The sequence below is a fragment of the Sutcliffiella halmapala genome, from assembly GCF_002019665.1.
GTDB lineage: Bacteria > Bacillota > Bacilli > Bacillales > Bacillaceae_I > Sutcliffiella_A > Sutcliffiella_A halmapala.
In genome coordinates, this window is record NZ_KV917375.1 from 415,160 (window position 1) to 439,802 (window position 24,643).

Below are 24,643 nucleotides of genomic sequence, written 5' to 3' on the forward strand. Positions count from 1 at the left end.
AGGGGACAGTCCCTTTGGTATCATTTCACATCATCCCACTATGTCTCTTGCTCATCGTGACAATCGTTCGAGGTCTTGTTGCTTTGTACCATTGATAACAAAGGATGAAGATAATAACACAGTCAATAGCGTCACCGCCATAGTACATAAGCATCCCACCTATTTCCGCCTGCGGAGTGGGAATACCTGTTGGGGGATGAGTATAAATGTATTTGGATAAAATGCCATGACCGGCTAATGCAAGAGTTAGCACAATTGAACGATAGGCAAAGCTTGTTCGATGTGACACAGGATCGATATAAATCATCGAAAACGTGAAAAGATAACCAGCCAAAAATATATGTAGATGGATTAGTATATGTAAAAGCGCATTTTCATGCATAGCTGCGTACAAGTCCGTCGCATACAGAATCCATAACCCTCCGACATTTAGAACAGAAGCAACAATCGGATCAGTAACAATACGAAAGGGAGTGCTTTTCAACATTCGGGTAAGTCTTCTTGCAAGTGCAACAGGTAGTGTTCGTAATAGAAGCGTGATAGGGGTGGCGAGCACCATGAGAAGTGGAGCAAGCATTCCGAGAAGCAAGTGACTGAACATATGCATGGTGAAATCAGCGTGTGAACGCTGTGCTAAAGGCCCAGCTACTGCCACAATTGCAGCAAAAACCCCCATAATCCAAAAGACTGTGCGGTAATATGGCCAATTTTTGTAGCGACGATTTGAATTAATGACAGCTAGTACATAAAGCACCCGTATGATGACAAATGGCATTGCCAATATGACTTGTGCTCCCATTCCGATAACGTGATGATGTTCATGGTTCATGTGAAACAGGTCCTTCTGCTTGTTGATGTGTCTTTGTTCTAAGGAGAATGATTCCGGCAATAATCATCGCAGCCGCAAGGACATTCCATACGATGTCATATAGCAGAACATTTTCTACATAACGAATCTGATGTAATTGCATAAGCTTATGCTGAATAATTCCATCATATAATTGAAATATACCAGCGCCTAGCAACACACCTCCCCACCATCTCGAAAGGGACCATACATGACGTCTTCTAAGATCTGCTAACATAAACAGTCCGCCAATGGTTGCAAAAAAACTGAATGCGTGAAACAACCCATCAGAGATCAAACCAATGTCCGTTGTGGATTTATCATAAAAATGATGCCAGCGCAAAAACTGATGAAAGACGGTCTCATCCATAAAAGCTATTAACCCAAGCCCGAACAAAATTCCCGACCAGAGATTACGTGTTCTATAATTTGCTTCGTTGTTTCTCTTTTTCATTCTTGGCTCCATGTAACGCTCCCTCTTCATGCGTTTTTCGTTGATTGACATTATTCTCACCAGTAAATTCCATTTTATTCCTTGTGGGGATAGAGGGATCTCGTCCACTTTTTTGATACCAAGATACCAAGGGGACAGTCCCCTTGGTATATAATCCTCACCGAAAAACCCTTGGCACCCTCATAACCCTATAAAACAACGATGCATCTCTACCCATTTGGTTATGTGAGTTGATTTTTGGTAGGAGGCAATTTTGGAATAGTTGGTCGCAGTATCTTGTGGAACCAAATCTCCGATAACATTCGTCATGTGCCTTGCAACAAGCATCTACTTCATTCGTTGGGGCACCTGGCCCCGAACAACCAGGACCACACCATCTATATCCAGGCATGCAGGTACCGGAGTGCGGTCTTCTCGACCTGTTCATCATAATACTTCCTTCTTTCTTGAAATGGATTTACTACTCTTAGATTATGTAATCAAGATAGTAATGGAAGGGCTGCTAACCTAGTAAAAATGCGAAATTATGGAGTGGAGTATATAAAGAAATTAAAGGGTAATGTGGAATGATTAGATTATTGGTAATAAAGGGGATTTTGGATATTTATTTTAACATGATTATAAAGGATAATAGACTAGTAGAAAGCGATTGTTAAAGAAATGATTTTGGTTATGAAGTTTAGGTCAGGAAAAAATGAGAGTAGGGATTATATGTTAATGCATAAAGCAAAAGTCACTTTTAAAAGCCTTATTGTGTATATTGTTTTACTATTTTTATGGCCAATTTTAACTCAGTTGTTAAATGAAAATTTGATGGGAGAGGGACTAATACCAAATGATTACTTCCCTTTTATAATTTGGTTCAGCATATCTGGAGTTCCAATTATTTTAACTACAGCTCTTCCAGTAACCATCTTAGCAGGCTTTGTAACAAAATATCTGGATGGTTTTTTACGTCTTGCTGTTAATTTCCTCATACATATTGGTAGTGCTATTCTTATAAGTCTAGTTCTCTTTAAAGATAATTTGGGATTATTTGCTTTGATAGCAATTGTAGTAGCTGCAATATTTTTTACATTTGATGAATTACCTAATTTTCCTAAAAAGAGAGAGAAGGGCTTATTAATCAGTACACCTTTCATTATTCTTCTCATTATAATGGTGCCAACTTGGATGAATAGCTATCAAGTGTCACAGGAATTAAAAGAAATTGATCAAGATGGATTTCCTATTCCAATAGTGATGATCAATGAGAAAGAAGTGGTCATAGATGATCCTTTAACAGGCTATTCTTCTACAGGAACAGGAGGAGCACATGACATCTTAGAACCTTACATTCTTCCATTGGGAATATTGGAAGATGAGCAGTATGAAGTGTATGACGTTAATGGAGGAGATATCATTTCTCTTTCGTTTGATTCAGAGCCGGATGATTATTCTGCAGAGTTAGTTTACTTAAAGGAAGGAACTATGTTTACAGAAAGAATTTCCGATACTAATAATAAATTTACTGTTCCAGATAACTTGGAGCCACAAGCTATAGCGATTAATATAGTCTGGCCTCGTCATCAAGTATCGTTTCATATAATGGTTAAATGATAGCGATGGATACCAAGGGATACCAAGGGGACAGTCCCCTTGGTATCTTGGTATATGAAGCAGTGGACGGTTCTCACTGCTTCAAAATTCTTCATTAACTAAGTCACTAATGACCCCCATAGTAGCTTTACTACCTTCACGCTGGAAGTATCTTCACTAGTATAAATCCCTTAAATATTTGTCCCTCTCATTTATCTGTTTCAACTTCTCTTATCTTATTCATCACACAAGTATGTCAGCCAAATCACTCTCACCAGACTCCACTGACCTGCATCGCATTACAAAACTATTATATTGACAAACTATTATAAAAAATATACATTTAATGATGTTGATAATCATTATCAAACAAACATCTTATAAGGTAGGGTACACAAATGAATATAAAACGAAAAACCTCATTATTAACGTTAATCATTGCGGCTATGCTTATGCTATCACTAGTTGCTTGTTCGGGTGAGCAATCAAGTTCAACACCCGAATCAACTCCTAATGAAAGTGCTACGGAAAATACCGAAACAACTGATTCACAAGATGAAAATTCTGAATACCCGATCGTGATTAAGCATGCTTTGGGCGAAACGGTAATTGAAAGCAAGCCTGAACGAGTGGCTACCATTCAATGGGCAAATCATGATGTAGTGCTAGCACTTGGTGTTGAGCCTGTAGGCTTCTCAGCGGCAAATTTCGGCGTTCAGGATGACAGTGGACTCCTACCTTGGACAGCGGAAAAGCTTAAGGAACTTGGTATAACGAATCCTAATGTATTCCAAGATACAGACGGCCTTGATTTTGAGGCTATTTCAGATTCAAACCCAGATGTTATTCTTGCAGCATACTCTGGTATCACGCAGGAAGATTACGATATTCTTAGTCAAATTGCTCCAGTTGTGGCTTATCCGACTGCTCCTTGGTCCACGACATGGCGTGAGCAGGTTCTGTTCAATGCAACGGGTATAGGCATGAAAACAGAAGGTGAACAACTTATTAAAGACACGGAGGATATGGTTAACGAAAAGTTAAGTGAATATCCTCAGATTGAAGGGAAAAAAGTAGTTTGGGTTAACTTTTCAGCTAACGATATGTCTCAATTACATATTTATACTCCTATAGACTCTCGCGTCTCTTTCCTACATGAGCTGGGAATGACTTATCCGGAAAGTATTACAGAACAGATTACGGATCCAAACGGTTATTCTTTGAAATTAAGTGCTGAAAATGCTGAGGCTCTAAATGATGCGGATATATTAATTGGCTATGGTAATGATGAGTTGTATCAAGCTATTAAAGCAGATTCATTGCTTGGTAAAATTCCTGCAATCGAAAGAGGTTCTGTTGTATTAATTGACAGCGATACGCCTTTAGTAGCTGCTGGAACTCCAAATCCACTTTCGATTGCTTATACGATTGATGAATACCTGAAATTAATAGGAGAAGCTGCTAACAAAGTAAATGAATAGTACACCGGATTTAAAAAATAAACAGCTAGAGTTGCATATTCCGAAAAACTTTACGAAGGTTCTAGTAATCTGTATTGTTTTGCTCGGAGTATGCATTCTGGCATCTCTTGTTTTAGGCTCTCGTGTGGTGAGTTTAAATGAACTGATAGACGGTTTATTTTACCAAAACGAGGATTCCTACGGTGCAAATGTGGTTCGTAAGAGGATTTCCCGAACGATCTTTAGTCTACTTTGCGGTGCAGCACTCGGAGTAGCTGGAGCACTAATGCAATCTGTCACTCGCAACCCGATTGCAGACCCTAGTATATTAGGAGTTAACACAGGTGCTGCCCTTTTTGTTGTTTGTGGAATTGCATTCTTGAACATAAGCACAGCAACTCAATATATTTGGCTAGCTTTAGCAGGTGCTTCAATTACGGCTGTTTTCGTATTTGGAATAGGTTCGATCGGGCGTGGAGGTGCCACGCCCATTAAGCTTGTGTTGGCAGGGGCCGCCACAACCGCCGCCCTTTCTTCTCTTGTCACGGCAATACTGATTCCACGCGTTTATGTCATGGATCAATTCAGGTTTTGGCAAGTGGGAAGCGTCGGTTCAGCGAGTTGGGAAGCTATTACTCAATTCATCCCTTTTCTGATCGTCGGTATACTGATCGCTTTTGTTACTGCCCCGGCACTTAATGCACTTGCATTAGGAGACGAAGTGGCATCAGGACTTGGTGTTCGAACGGGAGTTCTGAGACTTTTTGCAGCTTTTGGTGGTGTTATCTTGTGCGGAGCGGCTACAGCACTAGCTGGTCCAATTGGATTTGTGGGGCTATTGTCTACTCATGTCATACGTCTTATTCTTGGTCCCGATTTGCGTTTTGTCATCCCTATGTCAGCTATTTCAGGGGCAATCATCTTGACACTATCAGATGTAAGCGGCAGGCTCATCGGTAGCCCTGGAGAACTGGAAGTCGGTGTAGTTACAGCGTTTATCGGAGCTCCAATACTAATCATATTAGCTAAGAAATCGAAAGTGCGGTCATTATGAAAAATCAATCTGTTGAATTTATTATGGCAGGCAGACGTCAAAGGCGCCGGCGTTGGGTAATTATTACCGGCTTACTTACGGTACTTGCTTGCGTTCTTTGCTGTGCCATGCTTTTACTTGGAAGTACCATTTATCCGGTTAAAGAGGTCATCCGAGCACTTTCAGGAGAGCAAATACAAGGTGCCTCTTTTGCGATTAATACGATCCGTCTCCCGAGAATGTTGGCAGGTCTTTTCGCAGGATTTGCTTTCGGTATTGCGGGATACATCTTCCAGACCATGCTGCGTAATCCGCTGGCAAACCCGAACGTAATCGGTATTACTTCTGGTTCAAGTGCTGCAGCAGTTTTTTGCATCACAGTACTTCATGCAAGTGGAGCTGTTGTTTCCATTGCTGCGGTGATTGCTGGGCTTGTTACCGTCGTCATTATGTATATATTGTCCAGGGGCAGGTCATTTTCAATTGGTCGGTTAATCCTGATTGGAATAGGGATACAGGCCATGCTTGACGCAGTCGTATCCTATCTTCTGCTAATGAGTGCTCAACAAGATCTTTCCGCAGCGCTTAGATGGCTGGCGGGTAGTCTCAACGGCTCACAAATGCATGCACTTCCACCTCTTGTTATAACGGTTTTTATCTTTGCACCTATCGTTATCATACTGGGAAGACACCTAAGTATATTGGAGCTTGGAGAACAATCGGCTTCGTCCCTTGGTGTAAGTACGGATAAGACAAGAATTGTGCTTATATTGAGTTCCGTTATCATGATTGCCATTGCCACAGCTACGACGGGCCCAATAGCCTTTGTTTCCTTCCTTGCGGGACCGATTGCGAATAGACTAGTCGGAGTTAGCTTTTCAAACATCATTCCGGCGGGTCTAGTGGGCGTTAACTTGGTTTTAGCGGCAGATTTAATCGGACAATTTGCTTTTGCGTACAGATTCCCTGTGGGTATCATAACTGGATTACTCGGAGCGCCATATCTAATCTACTTGCTAATCCGAATGAATCGAAGGGGAGAATTCTAATGAAACCGACACATACTTTTCAAGCTGACCATGTCGTAACGGGCTATGATAATAATACGGTTATCCAAGGAGTAGACCTTGATATACCTAGTAATAAAATAAGCGTGATTATTGGAGCAAATGGCTGCGGTAAATCTACACTTCTTAAGACTCTATCAAAGCTGATAAAGCCTACATCTGGAATCATCACTCTAGATGGACGGCCGATCAGCAAAATTCCACCAAAGCAATTGGCCCGAGTCTTAGGACTTTTACCGCAATCCCCCATTGTACCAGAAGGAATTACGGTAGCAGATTTAGTTGGACGAGGGAGGTTTCCACATCAATCCTTGCTCAGTGGATGGTCAAAAAAGGATTATGAGGCAGTTGCCGAAGCGATGAGAATTATGGATATAACGGAATTTGCTAACCATAATATTGATGAGCTTTCCGGAGGTCAAAGGCAGCGCGTCTGGATTGCCATGGCTCTGGCACAACAAACCGACATTTTATTCCTCGATGAACCGACAACTTTTCTAGATATCACCTATCAAGTTGAGATTCTTGACTTGCTCACGGACCTTAATCGAAAATACGGTACGACGATTGTCATGGTTCTCCATGATATTAACTTGTCCGCGCGTTATGCTGATCATATTTTTGCGCTTCAAGATGGAAAGCTTGTCGTTGAAGGCGATCCATCAAAGGTTATTACAAGCACAATCGTTAAAGAAATTTTCGGGCTTGATTGTACGGTGATAAAAGATCCAATTTCCGGTTCTCCTTTGGTGATACCGATAGGAAGATATCATAGAGTGGACTGAGGGACATACCTCGTCCACTTTTTTAGGTGTATAGGATATTATATTTGTCTTCGACTTTTGGATATATTTTCAGTACAAGGTTCATTTAAGCCTAGATCCTTAGTTTATATGAAGAGCAAACAATCAGAGTGTAATCGTGCCCTCAAAACCGAAAAATGAGAAAAAGAGGGAACGATCAGAGCGTAATCGTGCCCTCAAAACCGAAAAACGAGAAAAAGAGGGAACGATCAGAGCGTGATCGTGCCCTCAAAACCGAAAAACGAGAAAAAGAGGGAACGATCAGAGCGTAATCGTGCCCTCAAAACCGAAAAACGAGAAAAAGAGGGAACGATCAGAGCGTAATCGTGCCCTCAAAACCGAAAAACGAGAAAGAGAGGGAACGATCAGAGCGTAATCGTGCCCTCGAAAACGAAAAATGAGAAAAAGAGGGAACGATCAAAGCGTAATCTATAAAGGTTAACTCGCGTTCGCGATTTTGTTCTTTTGTTTTAGATTTATTTCCTTAAAAGTAGCTCAAGTAGGCAGATAAGTGCAAATCATCCTCTGCCCGCTCTAATTGATAATTCCACTATTCTGGATTTCCACCTTTACGCTTGGCTCGATTTTTATGGTAGGGTATATTTCCTTCCATGAGACTGATTCTTCCCCTCTGTTTAGGAGTTGCTCCCATGTTTTTGGATGATAGGCGTATAATTTTCTGCCTATGCCAAAACCATCACAGTTGGCCGCTTGGAGTTTTCGAATTATTGTATTTGCCTTCTCTGTAAGATAAATTGATATTTTAGTGTTTAATTCATCCACCTTTTCTTGTGAAAAGATATCATCTTCTGGAAACTCTATCACTCCTACTTGTAGGTTTAAATCCAGATTTACTGTCAGTTCTTCTTCGTCATGAATGGTCATTTTACTTTTGGCATCTAAAACGGCTATGGATATATTATCTTTCACCTCTTGACCATCGTTTAAGACAGGAATGGTATAGAACGTATCCTTTGCTAGCTTATTTATTTGTAAGAGAAACAATGTGGCTTCTTCCGATGTTAATTTTCCACCCATCCTTTTGTCATTGAATAAAGCAAGGCCATCGATATATACTTTATTGTATTTCATCCGAAGTATCGGTACCGTAAAGTCGTATACAGGATCAAATAGGTAGGGTGAAATAACTTGAAGATTCACATCTGGAACAAATGTATTGTCTTCTGCGTTTATAATTAAATCTGAAATGAATTCACCGGTAAGAATATTACCTTTTTTACTCTCGTTGATTATTTCTCCCGCTTCTCCTTCTGTTATCGCAAACTTTGCTACTAATGCAGAAGAAGGATCACGATAAAACACATCTAGGATTGGGTAAATGTCTTTTTTAGCTAAATCTTCGCTTATTAAAACCACTCTATTTTTAGATGCATCCAAATTTTCATGAACACTTCTTTCTATTTTCGTTCTAATATTTCTTGGTGTAGCTCCAACCTCATACAATATCTCCTCGTAAATTTTTTCGGAATCAATGACGGTGAGTGCCAACGTCATTTTCAAGTCCCCTTCATTTGTCTCATCAAATGCAACAGCCTTTATCATAATTCGATCCTTCAGTAATTGCTGATCCCAACAACCAGTTAGTAATAATAATGCTGCAGAAACTGAGATGATGATTAGTTTATAGCTGGCTCTCATTAGATCCCCTCTTCTTACGTTTCATCTTGATGATAGTTAGGATAAAAAAGATGGTAGGTACAGCAGTGACGAACCAAATACTTATTTCTCCCACCAAACTGGACATTTTTGCTATTTTTATTTGATTGGCAGGAATCATTGTTAACAAAAACATGCAAAAACCAACAATCAGAATATAATAGGAGCTCTTTAATTTCTTCCAATGGGAGGATATTAAATGTTCCAGTGTTTCGGCAGCGCAATATAAATAGCTACAAAACGTAGTGATTACCACAATAATCCAAACAGAGAGAAAAAGGAGGTCAACTCGCTCTAACACGATAAACGTATATTCTTTCATCATATATAAAACTGGCTCAGGAACGATCTTCAGTTCCTCTGGACTGTAAAAAACAATATTCGTAATCACGATAAATGTATAGAGCAATGTGACGGTGATATTTGCAAACGTTAAAGTTTTTAACTTTTCTTTACTTGTGCCTTTTGTATAGGAGATAAACATAAAGCATAGTTCAAAACCGAGCATAGCTAAGACGCACTCTTTTGCTCCTTTTACAATCTCCGTTAGGCCATTAATACCGATTGGGAACAAATAAACAAAATGCGCTTCTTTAAAAGCTATTCCCACACAAATGATTAAGACAATAATTAAAATGGATGCTATCACATAGAATTTCGCAACTGCTTGTAAACCGCCTGCAACAAGATAAGAAGATACGAGGATAAATAAACCAATGATGATTAGTTTAGGTGTAAACGTATATACCCACGTTTTCATGACGCTGTTGTATAAGATGAGTATGATCGTACCAATGATAACAAAATAGCCTAAATACAATAATTGTAATAGTGTTCCGAAAAATTTACCGAAATACGACTTTGTTAACACTAAGAGATCGAAGCCATTCGTTAGTTTATCCGTCTTCCATATCAGATACAAAATAACTTGAACAAAAATACCAGCAATAAGGACAGAGATCCAACTATCATTCTTAGAAACAGAATAGACGGAATTTGGTAAGGAAAGGACACCTACTCCAATCTGTGTTTTAACAATTAGAAAATATAATTGGTGGAGGGAAATAGCTTTGTCTTTCACCATCATTTCTCCCTCGATACACTACTAGCTTTTGGGGATTTGTCTCCACCTTTTTTGGAATTATTATGATAGTACATAGGTAGTCGGATAAACGTATCTTTAATTTCTTTTAACTTAAATGGTGCAAATGGGGAGAAATATGGTTTTCCAAATGGCTCTAATCGAACTAAGTGAATGAAAATAACCGCAAAGCCATATATAATTCCCATAAACCCTAAAGTAGCAGCTAGTATCATTAATGGAAAACGGACAACCCTTACTGCCGCACTCATTTCGTGTGTAGGAACAATAAACGACGAGATTGCTGTTAAGGCAACGACAATAATCATTAAATTGGAAACTAGCCCAGCTCTCACAACAGCGTCCCCAATAACAAGCCCCCCAACGATACCGATTGTTTGTCCAATAGGGTTTGGAAGTCGTATACCTGCTTCTCGTAAAAGCTCTAACGTAATTTCTAAAATAAACGCTTCAATGATTGGAGGATAAGGTATTTCCTCGACTGACTTTTTCGCAAGCTGCACTAAGCCTTTCGGTATGACTTCTGCGTGAAAGGAAATGATGGATATATAAATAGCAGGTAAAGAAATGGCGAAAAAAAAGCTTATCAAACGAATAATTCGATAAAAAGACCCTGTTAACCATCTAGAGCTATAATCATCGGGTGACTGATAGAAGGCAAAGAAGGAAACCGGAAGTATAAGTACCCCCGGTGTACCGTTAACCATAACGGCAACCCTTCCATCTAGTATATTTGCTGCAACTCGATCAGGTCTTTCTGTGTGCAAAATTTGAGGAAATGGTGAATAACTGTTCTCCTCCAAAAACTCCTCGATTATTCCAACACTGGTCACATGTTCGATATTTATGTTTTCTATCTTACTTATAACATCCGATAGAAAGTCTTTATCTACTAGATCTCTCATATAGATAATGGCACATTTAGAATTAGATATAGTACCAACACGCCTATACTGGATGGAGAGGTTCGGGTTCGAAATCCGGTTTCTCAATATATTAATATTGCTACTTAAATGTTCGATAAATCCATCATGCGATCCTCTTATTACTCGCTCGTTACTAGGCTCATCTGAACTTCTTGAAATATTCAGCTTTGTATCAAGAATAGATGATTCCTCTAGCCCTGCGATAAATAGGGGAGTATTCCCCTCCATAACTTGTTGAAAAATAGCTTGTTTGTCTACGGTCACATTAAATTCATTTAAAAAATGTAAGGCTTCCCCATTTTCAATATACTCATATAGTTTTAACACCAGTTTATTTAGCTTTTCCTTGTCGACTAGTGGCTCCAAATAGCAAAGAAGCATCCACTTGTTGTGTATTTCCATTTCTTTCACGACAAAATCTTCCGTATGAGAAAATTGACGGAACAATTCCTCCACTAGAGGCGAATACTTCTGAACGTCTATATTCCCTACATCATTTTTAACATTTTCCATATCATTGACCCCAAATAAATAGATTTATAAGGCTCTTTTCGTAAAGCCTGTTGCTTTAAGCTAGTAAAAAGTCGGCATTTGGACTTTTTACCGTCATTTTGCTTCGAAAATAGAAGAAGGTCCTCCATTTCAAAATGGAAAAGAGCACGACTGCAACAATTATGACGGCTTGATTCTATATTACGAAAAGCAACAAAGTATGCGGAGAAGCCATTTATAAATATAGGTTTCATTTATTCAAGGTAAATTATTCATGGTGTCGGTGAAGCAGTGGGGACAGTTCTCGCTGCTTCCAAAGTGTCTGCCATACAGTTCTATTGATAGTGTTTATGTCTTGAGAATCCTTGAGCCACACAGTGGAAAATCCAGTATTAGAAAATAAACTAGCCAAGATTCGCAATTAGCGGATCTTGGCTAGTTTTAAAGGGGCAGCTATTTTTTTGCTTAATGCCCTAATTTCCTTTTCTCTCAATAGTATTCCTCTTGTGCTTTAGGCTTCTCCTTGGACATGAACCAGCCTAGTATACCTATTAATAAAAGGACAGACCAGAATGTGATTTTCCAAAGTGCTCCTTTTGCGAAGCCTTCTGATAGGATGGCCAATTCAGGATGGGCAAGTGCATAAACTCCAAGCTTTACTCCTACCCAACCGACAACGAAGAAAGCGGCAGTTTCTAATCCAGGACGTTTTTCGAGTAATACAACAAAGTATCCTGCAGCGAAACGCATGATCACTAATCCGATAATTCCTCCAGCAAGAATAACGGCGAAGTGTCCACCATCTAAGCCCCCGATTGTCGGTAGGTTTGTGGCGGGAAGCATAACTGCAAGTGCAACAGCTGCTAAAATCGCATCTACAGCAAATGCAATATCAGCAAGCTCTACCTTGATAACGGTCATCCAGAAGCCAGAACCTTTTTTCTCTGTGGCATTTTTCATTAGCTTAGGCTTTAAAACATGCTTTTTCAATAGATGGTACGAAGCAATACCTAATAAATAAAGTGCTCCTATTGCCTGAACCTGCCAAATATGCACAAGATAGGAGATAAGGAATAGAGATCCGAATCGGAACACAAAGGCTCCTGCCAATCCGTAAAATAACGCTTTTTTTCGCTGCTTTTCCGGCAGATGCTTTACCATTGTTGCAATAACGAGGGCGTTATCAGCAGCAAGGATTCCTTCCAAACCAATTAATATAAGTAATACCCAACCGTATTCTAACAATAATCCAATATCCAATTATTTATCTTCCTCCCAATTATTTATGATAATCATGTATTGCTAGATTCATTTAAAATGGTGGTGATGGTAGTTTCAGATTTCTCGGCGGATTGTGGATTTCTAAAGTTGCAATCGACACCACATACAATTTCATGGTCACAAAAAATGTTAACCATACTAATACTTGCTTTCCTAAGAAAAGATCTTTCAATTAAATTCGTTTTCTCCTTTTTAATAAAGTCAAAGTTTAGTAGCTTAAACCAAAATAAGATACATTAGATAACGGTTCTCCTCCTTTAAAATACAAAAAAACCTTTACCAATTTTAGGTAAAGGTTTAGAAATTTAGACATATGTCCCTTTACCATAATGGCAAAGGTCTCGCAAACAACGTGTTAGTTGCCAGTTAAGCCGGTGACAGTAATCATCTATCACGGATTGTCGACATAACTGTAAGCTACTCCCCTTTGGAGTATATAGGCTCATAGTGAGCATAGCATTAACTCTTTTGCTATTGAGAATATCATAATATATTCTATGTTATTCAGCAAGAGAGATGTTTGTTAATTTTTTGTGAACTGGTTGATGATACCAAGGCCAAGGGAGCACCTGTTTACCCGAAATTTGGAAGCAGAGGGAACCTTCCCAGTTGCTTCCTGTTCATAAAATTCCCAAAAAAACAATTCTGAATATTGCGTTTTATTAAAACGTTTTATATAATGAGGTAGAAGTTAATAAAACCGGTTCGATAATAAATGAAATGTTTTGTAAAATAAGTATATTATTACGATTATTCATTGTAGATCCATTTACTTCAGCGTGAATTCTTTGTAATATATAGTAGTAATAGCTTAATATAAACAGGAATAAAAGACTAGGAAATAGAAAATAAAGGTTACAAGTATACTTTTCACTAGGTGTCATCAAACCGGTTCGACACTTAAGGGGAAATCTGGAATAATAATTTCGACCAGTAACTTACGAAAATAGTAGAATTCCATATTTTTAATAGACGGTTAAACCGATTTGATAGAATGTTTCTAAAGGAGAATGGCATGGTCACAATTGATGATGTAGCAAAGCAGGCAGGTGTTTCTAAAAGCACGGTGTCCAATGTATTTAGCAAAAAAAGACCAATAAGCAACGATGTTACAGAGCGCGTTATAAATGTAGCAAAGGAATTGAAATATGTACCGAATCATGTTGCTAGAAGCCTAGCGATGAAAAAAACGATGATTATCGGGCTGAAAATGGCCTCCATCGAAGATTATGAATTGAGTAGCTTTGAAACGAAAGTAATTCAAGGTGTAGTAAAAAAGTGCTCTGAGCATGGATATCGATTATTACTAGATCGCATCTACGAGGATGAAGATTCCTCTCACTTTTCAAAGGAACCCGTCGATGGCGTCATCCTGTTGAATCCAAGGGATGAAGACCCAAGAATTCAGCAGTATAAAAACCTCAATACCCCCTTCGTTTTAATTGGGCGGCCAAATATGGAAGATGTCGATACGAAATATGTTGATAATAACAATATTGATATAGTTAGAGAGGTTGGTGAATTTTTGATTGGCAAGGGTCATCAGCAAATTCTATTCTTAAATGCAGCCCCGGGTATGACTGTTGCGGAGGATAGAAAAGAAGGATTAAGACAGGCTTACGAAAACTATAATCTTGAATTTGTAGAAGAAAATGTTATCTATAACGACATGAAAAAATATAAAAACGCCTCAGAATATGGATATTTAAGCTTGCTTGATGTATATCAGGAAAAGAAATATACAGCTATCATAGCTGACACGGATAGAGTTGCACTTGGGGTAATGCGAGCTGCAAGAGAAAAGGGAATGGATATTCCGAATGATCTTTCTTTAATAGCCTTAAGTAATAATGAAACGTTAGCACTTGATACAACGCCGAAGTTGACTTGTGTGGAACTTTTTCCGGAAAAGCTCGGTGAAGAAGCAGCTGAAGTATTAATTAACACTTTAAAAGACAATCTTGCACCCAGAAAGAGAATGATACCTGCAAAGTTAGTAGTTAGAGATTCGTGTGAAGATATGTAAACCGTCTATTAATAGGTTAGGGGGAATGTATATGGGTAAGCTTATAAATCGTCCTAAGGTAGAGGTGCTAAAAAGAATCATCCAGCAAGAAGAACAGGGACAATATCTTGAGGTTATTTTCCATGTTCCAGACAATACGGAACAAATTAATGTGAAAATGGAAGTGAATAGCGAGGGAAATGCCGCAAACATTATTGATTTAGGGGTGAAGGATCCATTTCGTATTCGTGGCTGGAGTGGTGGAGCTCGTACGGAGTTTTTTATCTCAAAATCAAAAGCGACACCAGGATATTTGCAAGGAGAGATGCCTGTTGGTGAGTGGGCAGTTTTACTAGGCTCTTACCGGGTTGCCCCTGTTGGCTGCGAGGTAACAGTGACGGTGGAATATACACCGCTTACATCTCGTTGGCTGAAGGGTGATCTCCATGTACATAGTGTGCACAGTGACGGAACATATACCCTTAGAGAAAATGCCGCAATTGCTGAAGCTACTGGCTTAGATTTTTTGGGCTTAACAGACCATAATGCATCTAGTCAAAATTATGCCTATCCTCGGGATACAGCTATTCATTTTATTCCAGGGATGGAGTTAACGACTAATAAAGGTCATCTAAACCTGTTTGGCGTAGACGACCCTGTTAAAGATTTTCGAATTACCAATATGGAAGAATTACATAGCTGTTTAAGAGAAACACGTGAGAAGGGTGCCTATATTTCACTAAATCATCCTCACTGTCGAAATACAGGATGGGAGTGGGAATGGGAGTTTGACTATGATTGGGTAGAGGTTTGGAATGGTCCATGGAGAGCTGATAATCAAGATGCTGTAGATTGGTGGCAGGAGCAGCTTGTGAAAGGAAGAAGATTGGTTGCTGTGGGAGGAAGTGATACGCATCGACCAAATCCCCACGTCAAGCATGGTATGCCTACAACTTGGGTGTATGGGAATGAATGTACCACTCCAGGAATATTAGAAGCAATTCACAAGGGACACGTTGTGTTAAGTTATGCTCCTAATGGCCCGTTTATTGAATTAAATTGTGGTACAAGTATGGTTGGGGATGTGTGCAGCGAGAGGGAGCAAGAAGAGGTAACAATGAAGGTAAGTCATACACAGTACGGTGATGTCGTGAAAATCTACTCAAATAAAGGGATTGAACAAGAGCTTTTAATAGAAGAAGGGCAGGATATGTTGGAAGCATCATGGGATATTGCTTCCCGCTCCTTTTACCGAGTTGAGGTATGGCGTTATTTCCATGAAGCGAAGAGTCGTTTAATGGCAGCGCTAAGTAATCCAATCTATTTTAGGTAAATTGAAAGGTTTCGTAGTGCAATCAAGAAGAGGAAGATTACGATGTGAAACCATATGAAGATGTAGGATAAAGTGAGGGAAGGCTTTATGCAATTTGGAGCAATAGAAGCGGGTGGAACAAAGTTTGTTTGTGGAATTGGCGATGAGAATGGAAAGATTTACGAAAGAGTGAGTTTTCCTACAACCACACCTGAAGAAGTGTTGGGGCATGTGACGGAATATTTTAAATCACATGATTTGCAAGCCCTGGGGGTAGGGTCATTCGGACCAATTGATTTAAATCTTCAAAGCCCTAAGTATGGTTATATTACCTCTACGCCCAAGCCATTATGGCAAAATACCAATTTAGTTGGAATGCTACGTGAGCATTTTAATATTCCGATTGGCTTCGATACAGATGTGAATGCTGCTGCTTTAGGTGAATTAAAATGGGGCGCAGCAAGTGGGCTAGATAGCTGTATTTACATGACTGTTGGTACTGGTATTGGAGTTGGCGCAATTGTTGAAGGGAAACGAGTTCATGGGTTAACTCATCCCGAGATGGGGCATATTCTTGTTCGAAAACATCCTAAAGATGAGTTTCTTGGAAATTGCTCATATCATCAAGATTGTCTTGAAGGGATGGCTGCTGGTCCTGCCATTGAAAAAAGATGGGGAAAAAAGGGACAAGAACTAGTAGGTAATGATAGGGTTTGGGAGCTAGAAGGTTACTATCTTGCTCAAGGAATTGCTAACTTCATACTCATTTTATCCCCGCAAAAGGTCATCATTGGCGGGGGAGTAGCAAAACAACTGCAATTATTTCCTCTTATTCGTAATAATGTGCAAGCTGTATTAAATGGTTATATCGAACATCAACAAATACTATCAGCAATAGAAGAGTATATTGTGCCTCCAGGCTTAGGAGATAATGCTGGACTGTGCGGTGCTCTTGCTCTTGCAAATGAAGCCTTTTACCGATCTGATAAATAATCTAATCCTACTAGAGGGTTGATAGTGAAGGTTTGAACTTCAACCCTAGAAGTCTTTTCTATTATTCACAGCTACCCTGTATAAGAATATTGACTATTTTTTGATTATTCAGTATAATTAGTCGCAACATCATGAAACCGGTTCGACGATTGAGTTGAGGTGTTACTGATATTCAAGGCTGGTTTTAAGAGGTATTTACTATAGTCCTATCGGAATTTAGTGTTTTTTTGTAATTTAGGAAAACCGGTTCGATTAAGAGTGACACGGGGACAGTCCCCTTGGTACTCGGTGTTACCAGTTACCAGAGGGACTGTCCCCACGGTAACCCACGGTAACCCACGGTAACCCCCACGGTACCACGAAAGGAGGAGATGCTACCAAAAAGCATCGTGCTACATATTTTCACAATTAAATGTAAGGGGTTACAAAATTTAACGGATAACAAGGGGGATATGATGAAAAAGTTCTTATTTTTACTAATTGCTGCTCTTGTCGTTTTAGCGGGATGTCAATCAAATACTGGAGGATCAGAGAACGAAACAATCGATGTTCAAGCTCCAGATCGTGATTTAGTTGAGGATGGTTTGCCGGCATTTAATGAAAAGGTGGGAGATTTAGCAAAAACTGATTTAGAAATTTGGTTAGCGGCCGATTATGCTAACACTGCACCTATTCAAGATGCTATTAAGGAGTTTCAGGAAGTGTACCCAAATATCTCTGTCAAAACAGTAGGGATTGAGTGGGGAGATATGAGCAACAAAGTGAAATTAGCAGTTTCTAGTGGGGCTGTTCCTGATATGTCCCATGCACATGCGTTTGCAATGGGAGCGCAAGGTCTTGCAGAACCACTTGATGACTTATGGGAAGAGTGGGGCGAAGAGGATCAATTCTTGCCAGGTGGTATAGAGGATACGGTTTGGCAGGGTGTTAAATATGGAATGCCAATCGATATTAATACCACGATCTACTTATATAATAAAAAACTTTTTGAAGAAAACGGGATTTCAGAAGCACCAAAAACGCTAGATGAATTAGTAGAGGTATCCAAAAAGCTGACTGAAAAAGATGGCTCGCGATATGGATTCATTACAAGTGCAAGTGGATGGGGCTTCTTTGGAAATGTCATTGCTGCTGGAACTAACCCATTAAGTTTTGAAGGGGACAATGTTACAGCAAACCTTAATGATCCAAAGATTGTGGAAACGATGAAAAAGTATACAGGCTTAGCAACAGTTGATAAATCATCTCCTGTACCACCACCTCAACAAAGACAGACAGATCATCCTGTAGCGATGTTCGGTTCAGGACGAGCAGCTTCCTTTATTTCTGGTCCATGGGATATTGAAAGAATTAAGAAGGAGTTCCCTGAGGCATACAAGGATTTGGGAACAGCAGTGATGCCTGGTACAGAAAAAGGTTCTGTACTTGGGGGAGGAAGCTTATTCGTGCCGAAGGGCTCTGAAAATAAGGTAGCCTCCTTTGAACTAATGAAATGGTTTGTTTCTGATAAATATGGAATGAGATTGGCGAAGGAGCAAGGTCGCCATCCAGTTAAAGCACATTTATATGAAGATGAATATTATAATGACCCACTACTACAACCATATGTTGAAACGTTAGCAGATGCTGTTCCATACAAGCTAGAAGCATATCCAGAGGCTAACGATGCATGGGGAAAAGCTTTACGTGCCGTGTTTGATGGTGCAGATGCACAAAAAGTTTTAGATGATGCACAAAAGGTTGCGGAAAAGGCAATTGATGCTGCTAATTAATGTTAAGGAAAGAGAATAGTTGAATTTTGAAGGGGTATGTAAGAGGACATACCCTTTCCCTTTAGGGGAGTGAGGATAGTGAAAACAGAAATAGCTACGAGATTTAATCCGCAAAAAAAATCAAATAAAGAGTTACATAAATTAAAAGATTATATAGGGTCTTATCTATTTGTTTTACCCGCACTTAGTTTTTTATTCATATTTTCTATTGCACCTATTATCTATTTAGTCTGGCTAAGCTTTCATGATTATAGTTTACCGAATCCTGCTGTTTTTACAGGTTTAGATAATTTTGCCCGCATGATACAAGACAAGCTATTCATTAAGAGTATTGGAAATACACTTGTCTATACAGTAGGTTCTATGTTTATAGGATTAAGTGGGGCGATTGCGGTCGCCGTACTTCTCAATAGGAAGCTAAAAGGACTGCGATTATTTAAAGTATTTTATTTCTTACCAACTATCACTTCAGAAGTTATTACAGCCATGATATTTTTGTGGGTGTTTGATAATAATTTAGGGATTTTAAACTATTTATTAAAAGTTGCAGGGGTAGTGTCGCCACCGGCTTGGTTGTTACAACCTACTACGGCGATGCTCATACTTATTCTAATCGGAGCATGGAGAGGAACTGCTTATAATATACCGATTTTTCTTGCAGCTCTTCAGGCGGTTCCACAATCCTTATATGAAGCAGCAAGAATAGATGGAGCGAATGGTTGGAAACAATTTATCCACATTACTCTCCCATCAATTACGCATATCTTAGTTTACTGTATGGTCATGTCTGTTATTGGATCGTTTCAGGTAGTAGCTGTTGTAGATATATTAACAAACGGTGGTCCAATGGATAGTACGATGGTAGTTATTAAACACATATGGCAACAGTCATTTGAATTTAACTATGTAGGCTATGGAGCTGCATTATCGCTTGTGTTATTCCCGCTATTGCTAGGTGTAACGTGGCTTCAATTAAGACTATCTAACGGAAAGGACTAACAAGGATGAAAAAGTCTAAAGTCTTAAAAAATTTCATACTATATTTTTTACTATCCTTCGTCTTATTTGTATTTTTAGGTCCCTATGTATGGATGCTAATGACCGCAGTCAAGTCTCAAGGTGAGGTCATGATGTGGCCACCTAAAATAGTTCCCACCGTCTTTCATTGGGAAAACTTTTTAAGAATTTGGCAGGAAACAAATCTACCAAAAGCATTTTTTAATAGTTTTATCGTTTCAACACTAGCAACTATTATCAATGTATTCTTTGCATCTTTAGCAGCCTTTGCCTTTGCTCGCTTAAAGTTTCCAGGCAGAAACAAGTTGTTCTTACTCGTATTAGCAACAATGATGGTTCCATCCGGATTAATGGTTGTTCCGCTATTTTTTATGATGAAAAATGTGCCGTTTGCAGGGCCAGATGGTTGGTTAGATTCCTATGTGGGATTAATACTTCCGTTTGCCGTAACTGGCTTTGCTATTTTCCTAATGAGGCAAAATTTCCTTTCCGTACCGCGGGAGTTAGATGAGCAGGCTACTATTGATGGTTGCTCCAAATTTCAAATTTATTGGAAGGTAATACTTCCGCTTAATAAGCCAGCCATCGCTTTAGTAGCGATTTTTAGCTTTTTAAGTCATTGGAACGAGTATTTATGGCCGCTAACAATTGCAAGATCGCAGGAAATGTACACCATTCAAATTGCCTTAAAGGCGTTCCAAGGGCAATACAATATTGACTGGCCATTAATCATGGCAGGTGCAACGACAGCAGCATTACCAATGATTATTCTGTACTTTATTCTCCAGCCACTCTTTGAACAAGGCTTAGGTGGTCTCGGTTCAGGGGGAAAAGAATCGTAGGGAGCTATTCGTGCAACTTCTATGCAAAAACAAATTATATGTGAGAGGGGATTCTGATGAAATACCATACACTAACTGGATTAATTGACAATAAAATCGTGGAGAAAAAAAGCTCAAGGCTAATCATGGGAACGGCTCATTTAAATCGATTTGAATGCAAAGAGCAACGCTTCGCTATTTTAGATGAATTTATAAAAGTAGGTGGTAATACGTTTGACACGGCCCATCAGTATTTAGATAGTGAAATCTTATTTGGTGAATGGATCGCAGAACGGAATAATCGGAGGAATATTTTAATTCTTTCAAAAGGAGCGCACCCTGATGATGGTGAACCTGGTCCACGCTTAAATCCTTCATCCATAACAAGTGATATTACGGAAAGTCTGATGCGCTTGCGCACAAACTATCTCGATCTCTATGCGCTCCACCGTGATGACGAGAGTGTGGAGGTGGGGCCGATTATTGAAACGTTAAACCAACATATCGAAGCTGGACGAATTCATGCAATTGGGGCATCAAACTGGACACATAAACGAATTCAAGAAGCGAATGATTATGCTGCAAAAGCTGGATTGATTGGATTTACCTTTAATAGTCCGAATTTGAGTCTAGCTTCATGCAATATACCTAGATGGCCAGGTTGTGTATCAGTAGATCGTCCGATGTTGAACTGGCATAAAGGTACACAGTTACCGCTATTATCATGGTCCTCTCAAGCAGGTGGCTTCTTCAGTGGACGTTTTGCACCAGACATACTGGATAACGAAGAGATGGTTAGAGTTTATTATAGTGAAGCAAACTGGGAGCGTTTTGAACGTGCGCGTAAGCTTGCAAAGAAAAAGGGAGCTTCCGCTATTCGAATAGCGTTGGCTTATGTATTAAATCAACCGTTTTTAACTGCAGCAATCATAGGTCCAGAAAAAGTAGAGGAATTGGTTTCATCTGTTGAAGCGTTAAATATTGAACTTACCTCTACTGAAATGAAGTGGCTAAATTTAGAGGATTCTTTTATCGGGAATAAAGCGAGTGAACTCACACCGAATGAAAGGAGCACATAGGGATGAAACATAAATTTGCTGCTCAATTATATACCTTGAGAAATGAAATTAGTACGGACTTTCCAGGGGTATTAAGGGAATTGAAAATAATGGGGTGGGAGGCTGTTCAAATAGATGGACTGTTTGGATATTCTGCCGAAGAAATCGCAGCGGTTCTGCGAGAAACGGGACTCAAAACCGCGGGCATGCATGTTGGCTTAGACAGAATGAATCATGAACTGGACGAGGTATTGCGAGAAAGTAGCCTCTTTCATACAAAGGATATTATTTGTCCTTATCTTGATGAAGATATGAGGAATGTAGAGGGGTACATACAAGCGAAGAGAGACTTAATTGAGATATCTAAGAAAATAACCCCGCAAGGATTCAGAGTTGGGTATCATAATCATGATTTTGAGCTTCTGGAAAAGATAGATGAAGAAATTGCTCTAGATTATATTCTTTCATCTGAATTGGAAGGAACTACCGATATTTATCCTGAAATCGATACCTATTGGGTTAAGAAAGCAGGCATGGATCCTTTAAGCTACATAAGTAAATTTCCCGGCAAAATGCCACTGATCCATTTGAAGGACATGACTAGTGATGGAAAGGAAGATTTCGCTGAAGTAGGCACTGGTTGTATTGATTTTGAACCCATTCTCCAGTGGGGGGAACAAAATGGGGTGGAATGGTATGTGGTGGAACAGGACTTTTGTAAGGGGAACCCATTAGATAGCTTGGAAATTAGTTTAACTAATCTTATTAAAATGACTTCGAAGTAATTTCGTTAAAAAGATATACATTTAAGGGGCGATAACAACATGAAGGAAATAGAAGTGGTCCATGTAATTTTTAAAACCCATCTTGACATCGGTTTTACTGATTTGGCGGAAAATGTGATCAATCAATACATCCATTCTTATATACCAAAGGCCATTGAACTAAGTGAGAAGCTAGCACAGGATGATGGCGACGCGGAATTTGTCTGGACGACAGGATCTTGGTTGATTCATGAATATTTAAAGAGAGCAGATGAAGAACAATCCAAATTAATGGAAGCGGCAATCCACAAAGGATATATCGCATGGCATGGACTGCCTTTCACTACCCATACAGAATTAATGGATAAGAATCTTTTTGATCATGCCTTATCTATCTCTAAAAGGCTTGATGAAAAATACGGCAAAAAGACAATCGCAGCAAAAATGACAGATGTACCAGGGCATACGAAAGCGATGATTCCGCTAATGATGAACAATGGCATCGAATACTTACATTTAGGAGTCAATCCAGCCTCTAAAGTCCCGTCAGTTCCAAGGATTTTTGTTTGGAAAGGTAATGATGGCTCAGAGGTGATTGTTAACTATGCGGATAACTATGGCGATGTCTTAAAGCTAGATGGATTAAATGAGGTAATGGTATTTGCTCATACAGGAGATAATTGTGGCCCGCCATCCATGGAAGATATCATTCAAGAGTTTAATAGTCTAAAAAAACGTTTCCCCAATGCTTTAATTAAAGCTTCTACCATGGATGCTTTTGCGGAAAACCTTTCTTCTATTAAACATACATTACCTGTTGTCTATGAAGAAATTGGGGATACATGGATACACGGGGGCGCAACAGATCCGAAAAAGGTTGCGGAATACCGAGAGCTTTTAAGATTACGTAATAAGTGGATGGACCAAGGTAGATTGGTAGCTTCCAACGAGGAATACCACCAATTTTCCGATTGGTTATTGTTAATTCCAGAACATACATGGGGGCTGGATGAGAAGAAGTATTTAAATGATTATAAGCATTACGCGAAACAGGACCTTAAGGAAGCAAGAACAAGGGACTTCATATCTAGCGACGCCGTTCCAGATAAATATAGTTACATTGGTTCATTTGCAGTTAACGAATTTGACAGCATGTCCGAGCAGTTGTTTTCGACGACTTGGGAGAATCGAAGCTATAGCCTATTCGAAAGCTCCTGGAAAGAACAACGAGGTTATATACAACAGGCCATCGATTCCTTAACAGAAGATAAGCAGCAAGAAGCTAAAGAAGCATTGAAAGCGATAAAGCCAGAAAAAACCGTGGATCGCACTGCAGAAGAAATGAAGGCTGGACTCGCCTATACGCTTGGAAAGTTCCAGATTACCTTTACGAATGACGGCTCTATTATACAAATGGTCGATGAAGATGGAAAAGAGTGGGTAAATCATAAGCGGCCGCTAGGTGTGTTCACCTACGAGTCGTTCGGTATCGAAAATTATCATACATGGTTTGAACAATATGTTGAAAATCTTAGTAGTACGTATCGCTGGTCCGAAGCGGATCAAGGAAAACCGGGGATGGAGCTTCTTCAACCAATTCCAACCCATCAGCAATTTACACCAGCATTACTTTCGTTAAGGAAGCGTTCAAATGATTATTGCGATGCTGTTTATGTGAAGCTACAGCTGCCAAAACATGCCGTAGATACATATGGTGCACCTAGAGAAGTGGAGATCCAATATTCCTTTTATAAAAATCACCCAAGCATCGATGTCGAATTAAATTGGTTTGAAAAGCAAGCTAATCGTCTACCTGAAGCAATTTGGTTTTCCTTTGCGTTAAAGGTAGATAATGCAAACCTTTGGCGGATGGACAAAATGGGAGAAATGATTTCGCCGTTAGAGGTAGTGAAGAATGGGAACCGTAATCTTCATGCCGTTCAATCAGGGCTACATTATCATGGTGCAGATGGAATTGTCGTAATCGAATCAAAGGATGCAGCAATCGTATCCCCTGGGGAGAAACGATTATTACAGCTAGATAATACGTTTGCCTCGCTATCAGAAGGCTTCCACTTTAACTTGTATAACAATGTGTGGGGCACAAACTTCCCGATGTGGTATGAAGACGATGCTAAATTTAGATTCTCGATAAAATTGAATCCTAATAAAAGTGTTTAA

Annotated in this window: 21 protein-coding genes; 14 read left to right on the forward strand and 7 right to left on the reverse strand. The window is 39.4% G+C overall.

Annotation, left to right across the window (positions count from 1 at the left end; translation table 11 throughout):
* Nucleotides 1–25: 25 nt before the first annotated feature.
* The 3 genes from BK580_RS02010 to BK580_RS23860 form a co-directional block, all read right to left on the reverse strand.
* Nucleotides 26–829: a cytochrome c oxidase assembly protein gene (locus BK580_RS02010; protein ID WP_078378715.1), complete on the reverse strand. Its 804-nt coding sequence runs from the start codon at nucleotides 827–829 to the stop codon at nucleotides 26–28.
* Nucleotides 819–1,313, reverse strand: a complete 495-nt coding sequence (locus BK580_RS02015; protein ID WP_078378716.1) for a DUF2243 domain-containing protein — start codon at nucleotides 1,311–1,313, stop codon at nucleotides 819–821. The genes BK580_RS02010 and BK580_RS02015 overlap by 11 nt, the downstream gene beginning before the upstream one ends.
* A gap of 145 nt (nucleotides 1,314–1,458) precedes the next feature.
* On the reverse strand, nucleotides 1,459–1,731 hold the full coding sequence (locus BK580_RS23860; protein WP_328589034.1) for a Parvovirus coat protein VP1-like protein: 273 nt from the start codon (nucleotides 1,729–1,731) through the stop codon (nucleotides 1,459–1,461).
* A gap of 287 nt (nucleotides 1,732–2,018) precedes the next feature.
* Here BK580_RS23860 and BK580_RS02025 point away from each other — a divergent pair, with 287 nt between their 5' ends.
* From BK580_RS02025 to BK580_RS02045, 5 genes are all read left to right on the forward strand, one after another.
* On the forward strand, nucleotides 2,019–2,900 hold the full coding sequence (locus BK580_RS02025) for a hypothetical protein (protein ID WP_139364821.1): 882 nt from the start codon (nucleotides 2,019–2,021) through the stop codon (nucleotides 2,898–2,900).
* A 377-nt stretch (nucleotides 2,901–3,277) separates the two neighbouring features.
* On the forward strand, nucleotides 3,278–4,360 hold the full coding sequence (locus BK580_RS02030; protein ID WP_078378719.1) for an iron-siderophore ABC transporter substrate-binding protein: 1,083 nt from the start codon (nucleotides 3,278–3,280) through the stop codon (nucleotides 4,358–4,360).
* A complete protein-coding gene (locus tag BK580_RS02035; protein WP_078378720.1) occupies nucleotides 4,353–5,393 on the forward strand; it encodes a FecCD family ABC transporter permease in 1,041 nt (346 codons plus the stop codon). The genes BK580_RS02030 and BK580_RS02035 overlap by 8 nt, the downstream gene beginning before the upstream one ends.
* On the forward strand, nucleotides 5,390–6,421 hold the full coding sequence (locus BK580_RS02040; RefSeq protein ID WP_078378721.1) for a FecCD family ABC transporter permease: 1,032 nt from the start codon (nucleotides 5,390–5,392) through the stop codon (nucleotides 6,419–6,421). Before BK580_RS02035 ends, BK580_RS02040 begins: the two co-directional genes overlap by 4 nt.
* Nucleotides 6,421–7,224, forward strand: a complete 804-nt coding sequence (locus BK580_RS02045) for an ABC transporter ATP-binding protein (RefSeq protein WP_078378722.1) — start codon at nucleotides 6,421–6,423, stop codon at nucleotides 7,222–7,224. Before BK580_RS02040 ends, BK580_RS02045 begins: the two co-directional genes overlap by 1 nt.
* Before the next feature lie 552 nt (nucleotides 7,225–7,776).
* Here BK580_RS02045 and BK580_RS02050 read toward each other — a convergent pair.
* The 4 genes from BK580_RS02050 to BK580_RS02065 all read right to left on the reverse strand — a co-directional run bounded on the left by BK580_RS02050 (nucleotide 7,777) and on the right by BK580_RS02065 (nucleotide 12,699).
* Nucleotides 7,777–8,901, reverse strand: a complete 1,125-nt coding sequence (locus BK580_RS02050; RefSeq protein WP_078378723.1) for a Ger(x)C family spore germination protein — start codon at nucleotides 8,899–8,901, stop codon at nucleotides 7,777–7,779.
* Complete coding sequence (locus tag BK580_RS02055; protein WP_078378724.1) at nucleotides 8,885–10,006, reverse strand: GerAB/ArcD/ProY family transporter; 1,122 nt, start codon at nucleotides 10,004–10,006, stop codon at nucleotides 8,885–8,887. Before BK580_RS02055 ends, BK580_RS02050 begins: the two co-directional genes overlap by 17 nt.
* Nucleotides 10,003–11,460, reverse strand: coding sequence for a spore germination protein (locus tag BK580_RS02060; protein WP_078378725.1), 1,458 nt, complete (start codon nucleotides 11,458–11,460; stop codon nucleotides 10,003–10,005). The genes BK580_RS02055 and BK580_RS02060 overlap by 4 nt, the downstream gene beginning before the upstream one ends.
* A gap of 468 nt (nucleotides 11,461–11,928) precedes the next feature.
* The gene (locus BK580_RS02065; RefSeq protein WP_078378726.1) at nucleotides 11,929–12,699 is read right to left on the reverse strand and encodes a TerC family protein; all 771 of its coding nucleotides are present in this window, start codon (nucleotides 12,697–12,699) and stop codon (nucleotides 11,929–11,931) included.
* A 1,036-nt stretch (nucleotides 12,700–13,735) separates the two neighbouring features.
* Between BK580_RS02065 and BK580_RS02070 the strand changes: the two genes are divergently transcribed.
* The 9 genes from BK580_RS02070 (at nucleotide 13,736) to BK580_RS02110 (ending at nucleotide 24,643) form a co-directional block, all read left to right on the forward strand.
* On the forward strand, nucleotides 13,736–14,746 hold the full coding sequence (locus BK580_RS02070) for a LacI family DNA-binding transcriptional regulator (RefSeq protein ID WP_078378727.1): 1,011 nt from the start codon (nucleotides 13,736–13,738) through the stop codon (nucleotides 14,744–14,746).
* Between the two features lie 31 nt (nucleotides 14,747–14,777).
* Nucleotides 14,778–16,058 carry a CehA/McbA family metallohydrolase gene (locus tag BK580_RS02075; RefSeq protein WP_078378728.1) on the forward strand — a complete coding sequence of 427 codons (1,281 nt, stop codon included), beginning with the start codon at nucleotides 14,778–14,780 and terminating at the stop codon, nucleotides 16,056–16,058.
* Between the two features lie 87 nt (nucleotides 16,059–16,145).
* The gene (locus tag BK580_RS02080) at nucleotides 16,146–17,030 is read left to right on the forward strand and encodes an ROK family protein (protein ID WP_078378729.1); all 885 of its coding nucleotides are present in this window, start codon (nucleotides 16,146–16,148) and stop codon (nucleotides 17,028–17,030) included.
* Between the two features lie 371 nt (nucleotides 17,031–17,401).
* Nucleotides 17,402–18,802 carry an extracellular solute-binding protein gene (locus tag BK580_RS02085; RefSeq protein WP_078378730.1) on the forward strand — a complete coding sequence of 467 codons (1,401 nt, stop codon included), beginning with the start codon at nucleotides 17,402–17,404 and terminating at the stop codon, nucleotides 18,800–18,802.
* Between the two features lie 78 nt (nucleotides 18,803–18,880).
* Nucleotides 18,881–19,801: a carbohydrate ABC transporter permease gene (locus tag BK580_RS02090; protein ID WP_078378731.1), complete on the forward strand. Its 921-nt coding sequence runs from the start codon at nucleotides 18,881–18,883 to the stop codon at nucleotides 19,799–19,801.
* 5 nt (nucleotides 19,802–19,806) lie between these two features.
* On the forward strand, nucleotides 19,807–20,661 hold the full coding sequence (locus BK580_RS02095; protein ID WP_078378732.1) for a carbohydrate ABC transporter permease: 855 nt from the start codon (nucleotides 19,807–19,809) through the stop codon (nucleotides 20,659–20,661).
* A gap of 56 nt (nucleotides 20,662–20,717) precedes the next feature.
* A complete protein-coding gene (locus tag BK580_RS02100; RefSeq protein WP_078378733.1) occupies nucleotides 20,718–21,719 on the forward strand; it encodes an aldo/keto reductase in 1,002 nt (333 codons plus the stop codon).
* Nucleotides 21,720–21,721: 2 nt separating this feature from the next.
* On the forward strand, nucleotides 21,722–22,483 hold the full coding sequence (locus BK580_RS02105) for a sugar phosphate isomerase/epimerase family protein (RefSeq protein WP_078378734.1): 762 nt from the start codon (nucleotides 21,722–21,724) through the stop codon (nucleotides 22,481–22,483).
* A 39-nt stretch (nucleotides 22,484–22,522) separates the two neighbouring features.
* Nucleotides 22,523–24,643 carry a DUF5054 domain-containing protein gene (locus BK580_RS02110; protein WP_078378735.1) on the forward strand — a complete coding sequence of 707 codons (2,121 nt, stop codon included), beginning with the start codon at nucleotides 22,523–22,525 and terminating at the stop codon, nucleotides 24,641–24,643.

Coding starts and splice junctions, on each gene's coding strand:
- BK580_RS02105 (WP_078378734.1), top strand. CDS start 21,722: ATGAAACATAAATTTGCTGCTCAATTATATACCTTGAGAAATGAAATT.
- BK580_RS02080 (WP_078378729.1), top strand. CDS start 16,146: ATGCAATTTGGAGCAATAGAAGCGGGTGGAACAAAGTTTGTTTGTGGA.
- BK580_RS02035 (WP_078378720.1), top strand. CDS start 4,353: ATGAATAGTACACCGGATTTAAAAAATAAACAGCTAGAGTTGCATATT.
- BK580_RS02040 (WP_078378721.1), top strand. CDS start 5,390: ATGAAAAATCAATCTGTTGAATTTATTATGGCAGGCAGACGTCAAAGG.
- BK580_RS02015 (WP_078378716.1), bottom strand. CDS start 1,313: ATGGAGCCAAGAATGAAAAAGAGAAACAACGAAGCAAATTATAGAACA.
- BK580_RS02095 (WP_078378732.1), top strand. CDS start 19,807: ATGAAAAAGTCTAAAGTCTTAAAAAATTTCATACTATATTTTTTACTA.
- BK580_RS23860 (WP_328589034.1), bottom strand. CDS start 1,731: ATGATGAACAGGTCGAGAAGACCGCACTCCGGTACCTGCATGCCTGGA.
- BK580_RS02050 (WP_078378723.1), bottom strand. CDS start 8,901: ATGAGAGCCAGCTATAAACTAATCATCATCTCAGTTTCTGCAGCATTA.
- BK580_RS02110 (WP_078378735.1), top strand. CDS start 22,523: ATGAAGGAAATAGAAGTGGTCCATGTAATTTTTAAAACCCATCTTGAC.
- BK580_RS02055 (WP_078378724.1), bottom strand. CDS start 10,006: ATGATGGTGAAAGACAAAGCTATTTCCCTCCACCAATTATATTTTCTA.
- BK580_RS02075 (WP_078378728.1), top strand. CDS start 14,778: ATGGGTAAGCTTATAAATCGTCCTAAGGTAGAGGTGCTAAAAAGAATC.
- BK580_RS02030 (WP_078378719.1), top strand. CDS start 3,278: ATGAATATAAAACGAAAAACCTCATTATTAACGTTAATCATTGCGGCT.
- BK580_RS02010 (WP_078378715.1), bottom strand. CDS start 829: ATGAACCATGAACATCATCACGTTATCGGAATGGGAGCACAAGTCATA.
- BK580_RS02060 (WP_078378725.1), bottom strand. CDS start 11,460: ATGGAAAATGTTAAAAATGATGTAGGGAATATAGACGTTCAGAAGTAT.
- BK580_RS02085 (WP_078378730.1), top strand. CDS start 17,402: ATGCTACCAAAAAGCATCGTGCTACATATTTTCACAATTAAATGTAAG.
- BK580_RS02045 (WP_078378722.1), top strand. CDS start 6,421: ATGAAACCGACACATACTTTTCAAGCTGACCATGTCGTAACGGGCTAT.
- BK580_RS02070 (WP_078378727.1), top strand. CDS start 13,736: ATGGTCACAATTGATGATGTAGCAAAGCAGGCAGGTGTTTCTAAAAGC.
- BK580_RS02100 (WP_078378733.1), top strand. CDS start 20,718: ATGAAATACCATACACTAACTGGATTAATTGACAATAAAATCGTGGAG.
- BK580_RS02025 (WP_139364821.1), top strand. CDS start 2,019: ATGCATAAAGCAAAAGTCACTTTTAAAAGCCTTATTGTGTATATTGTT.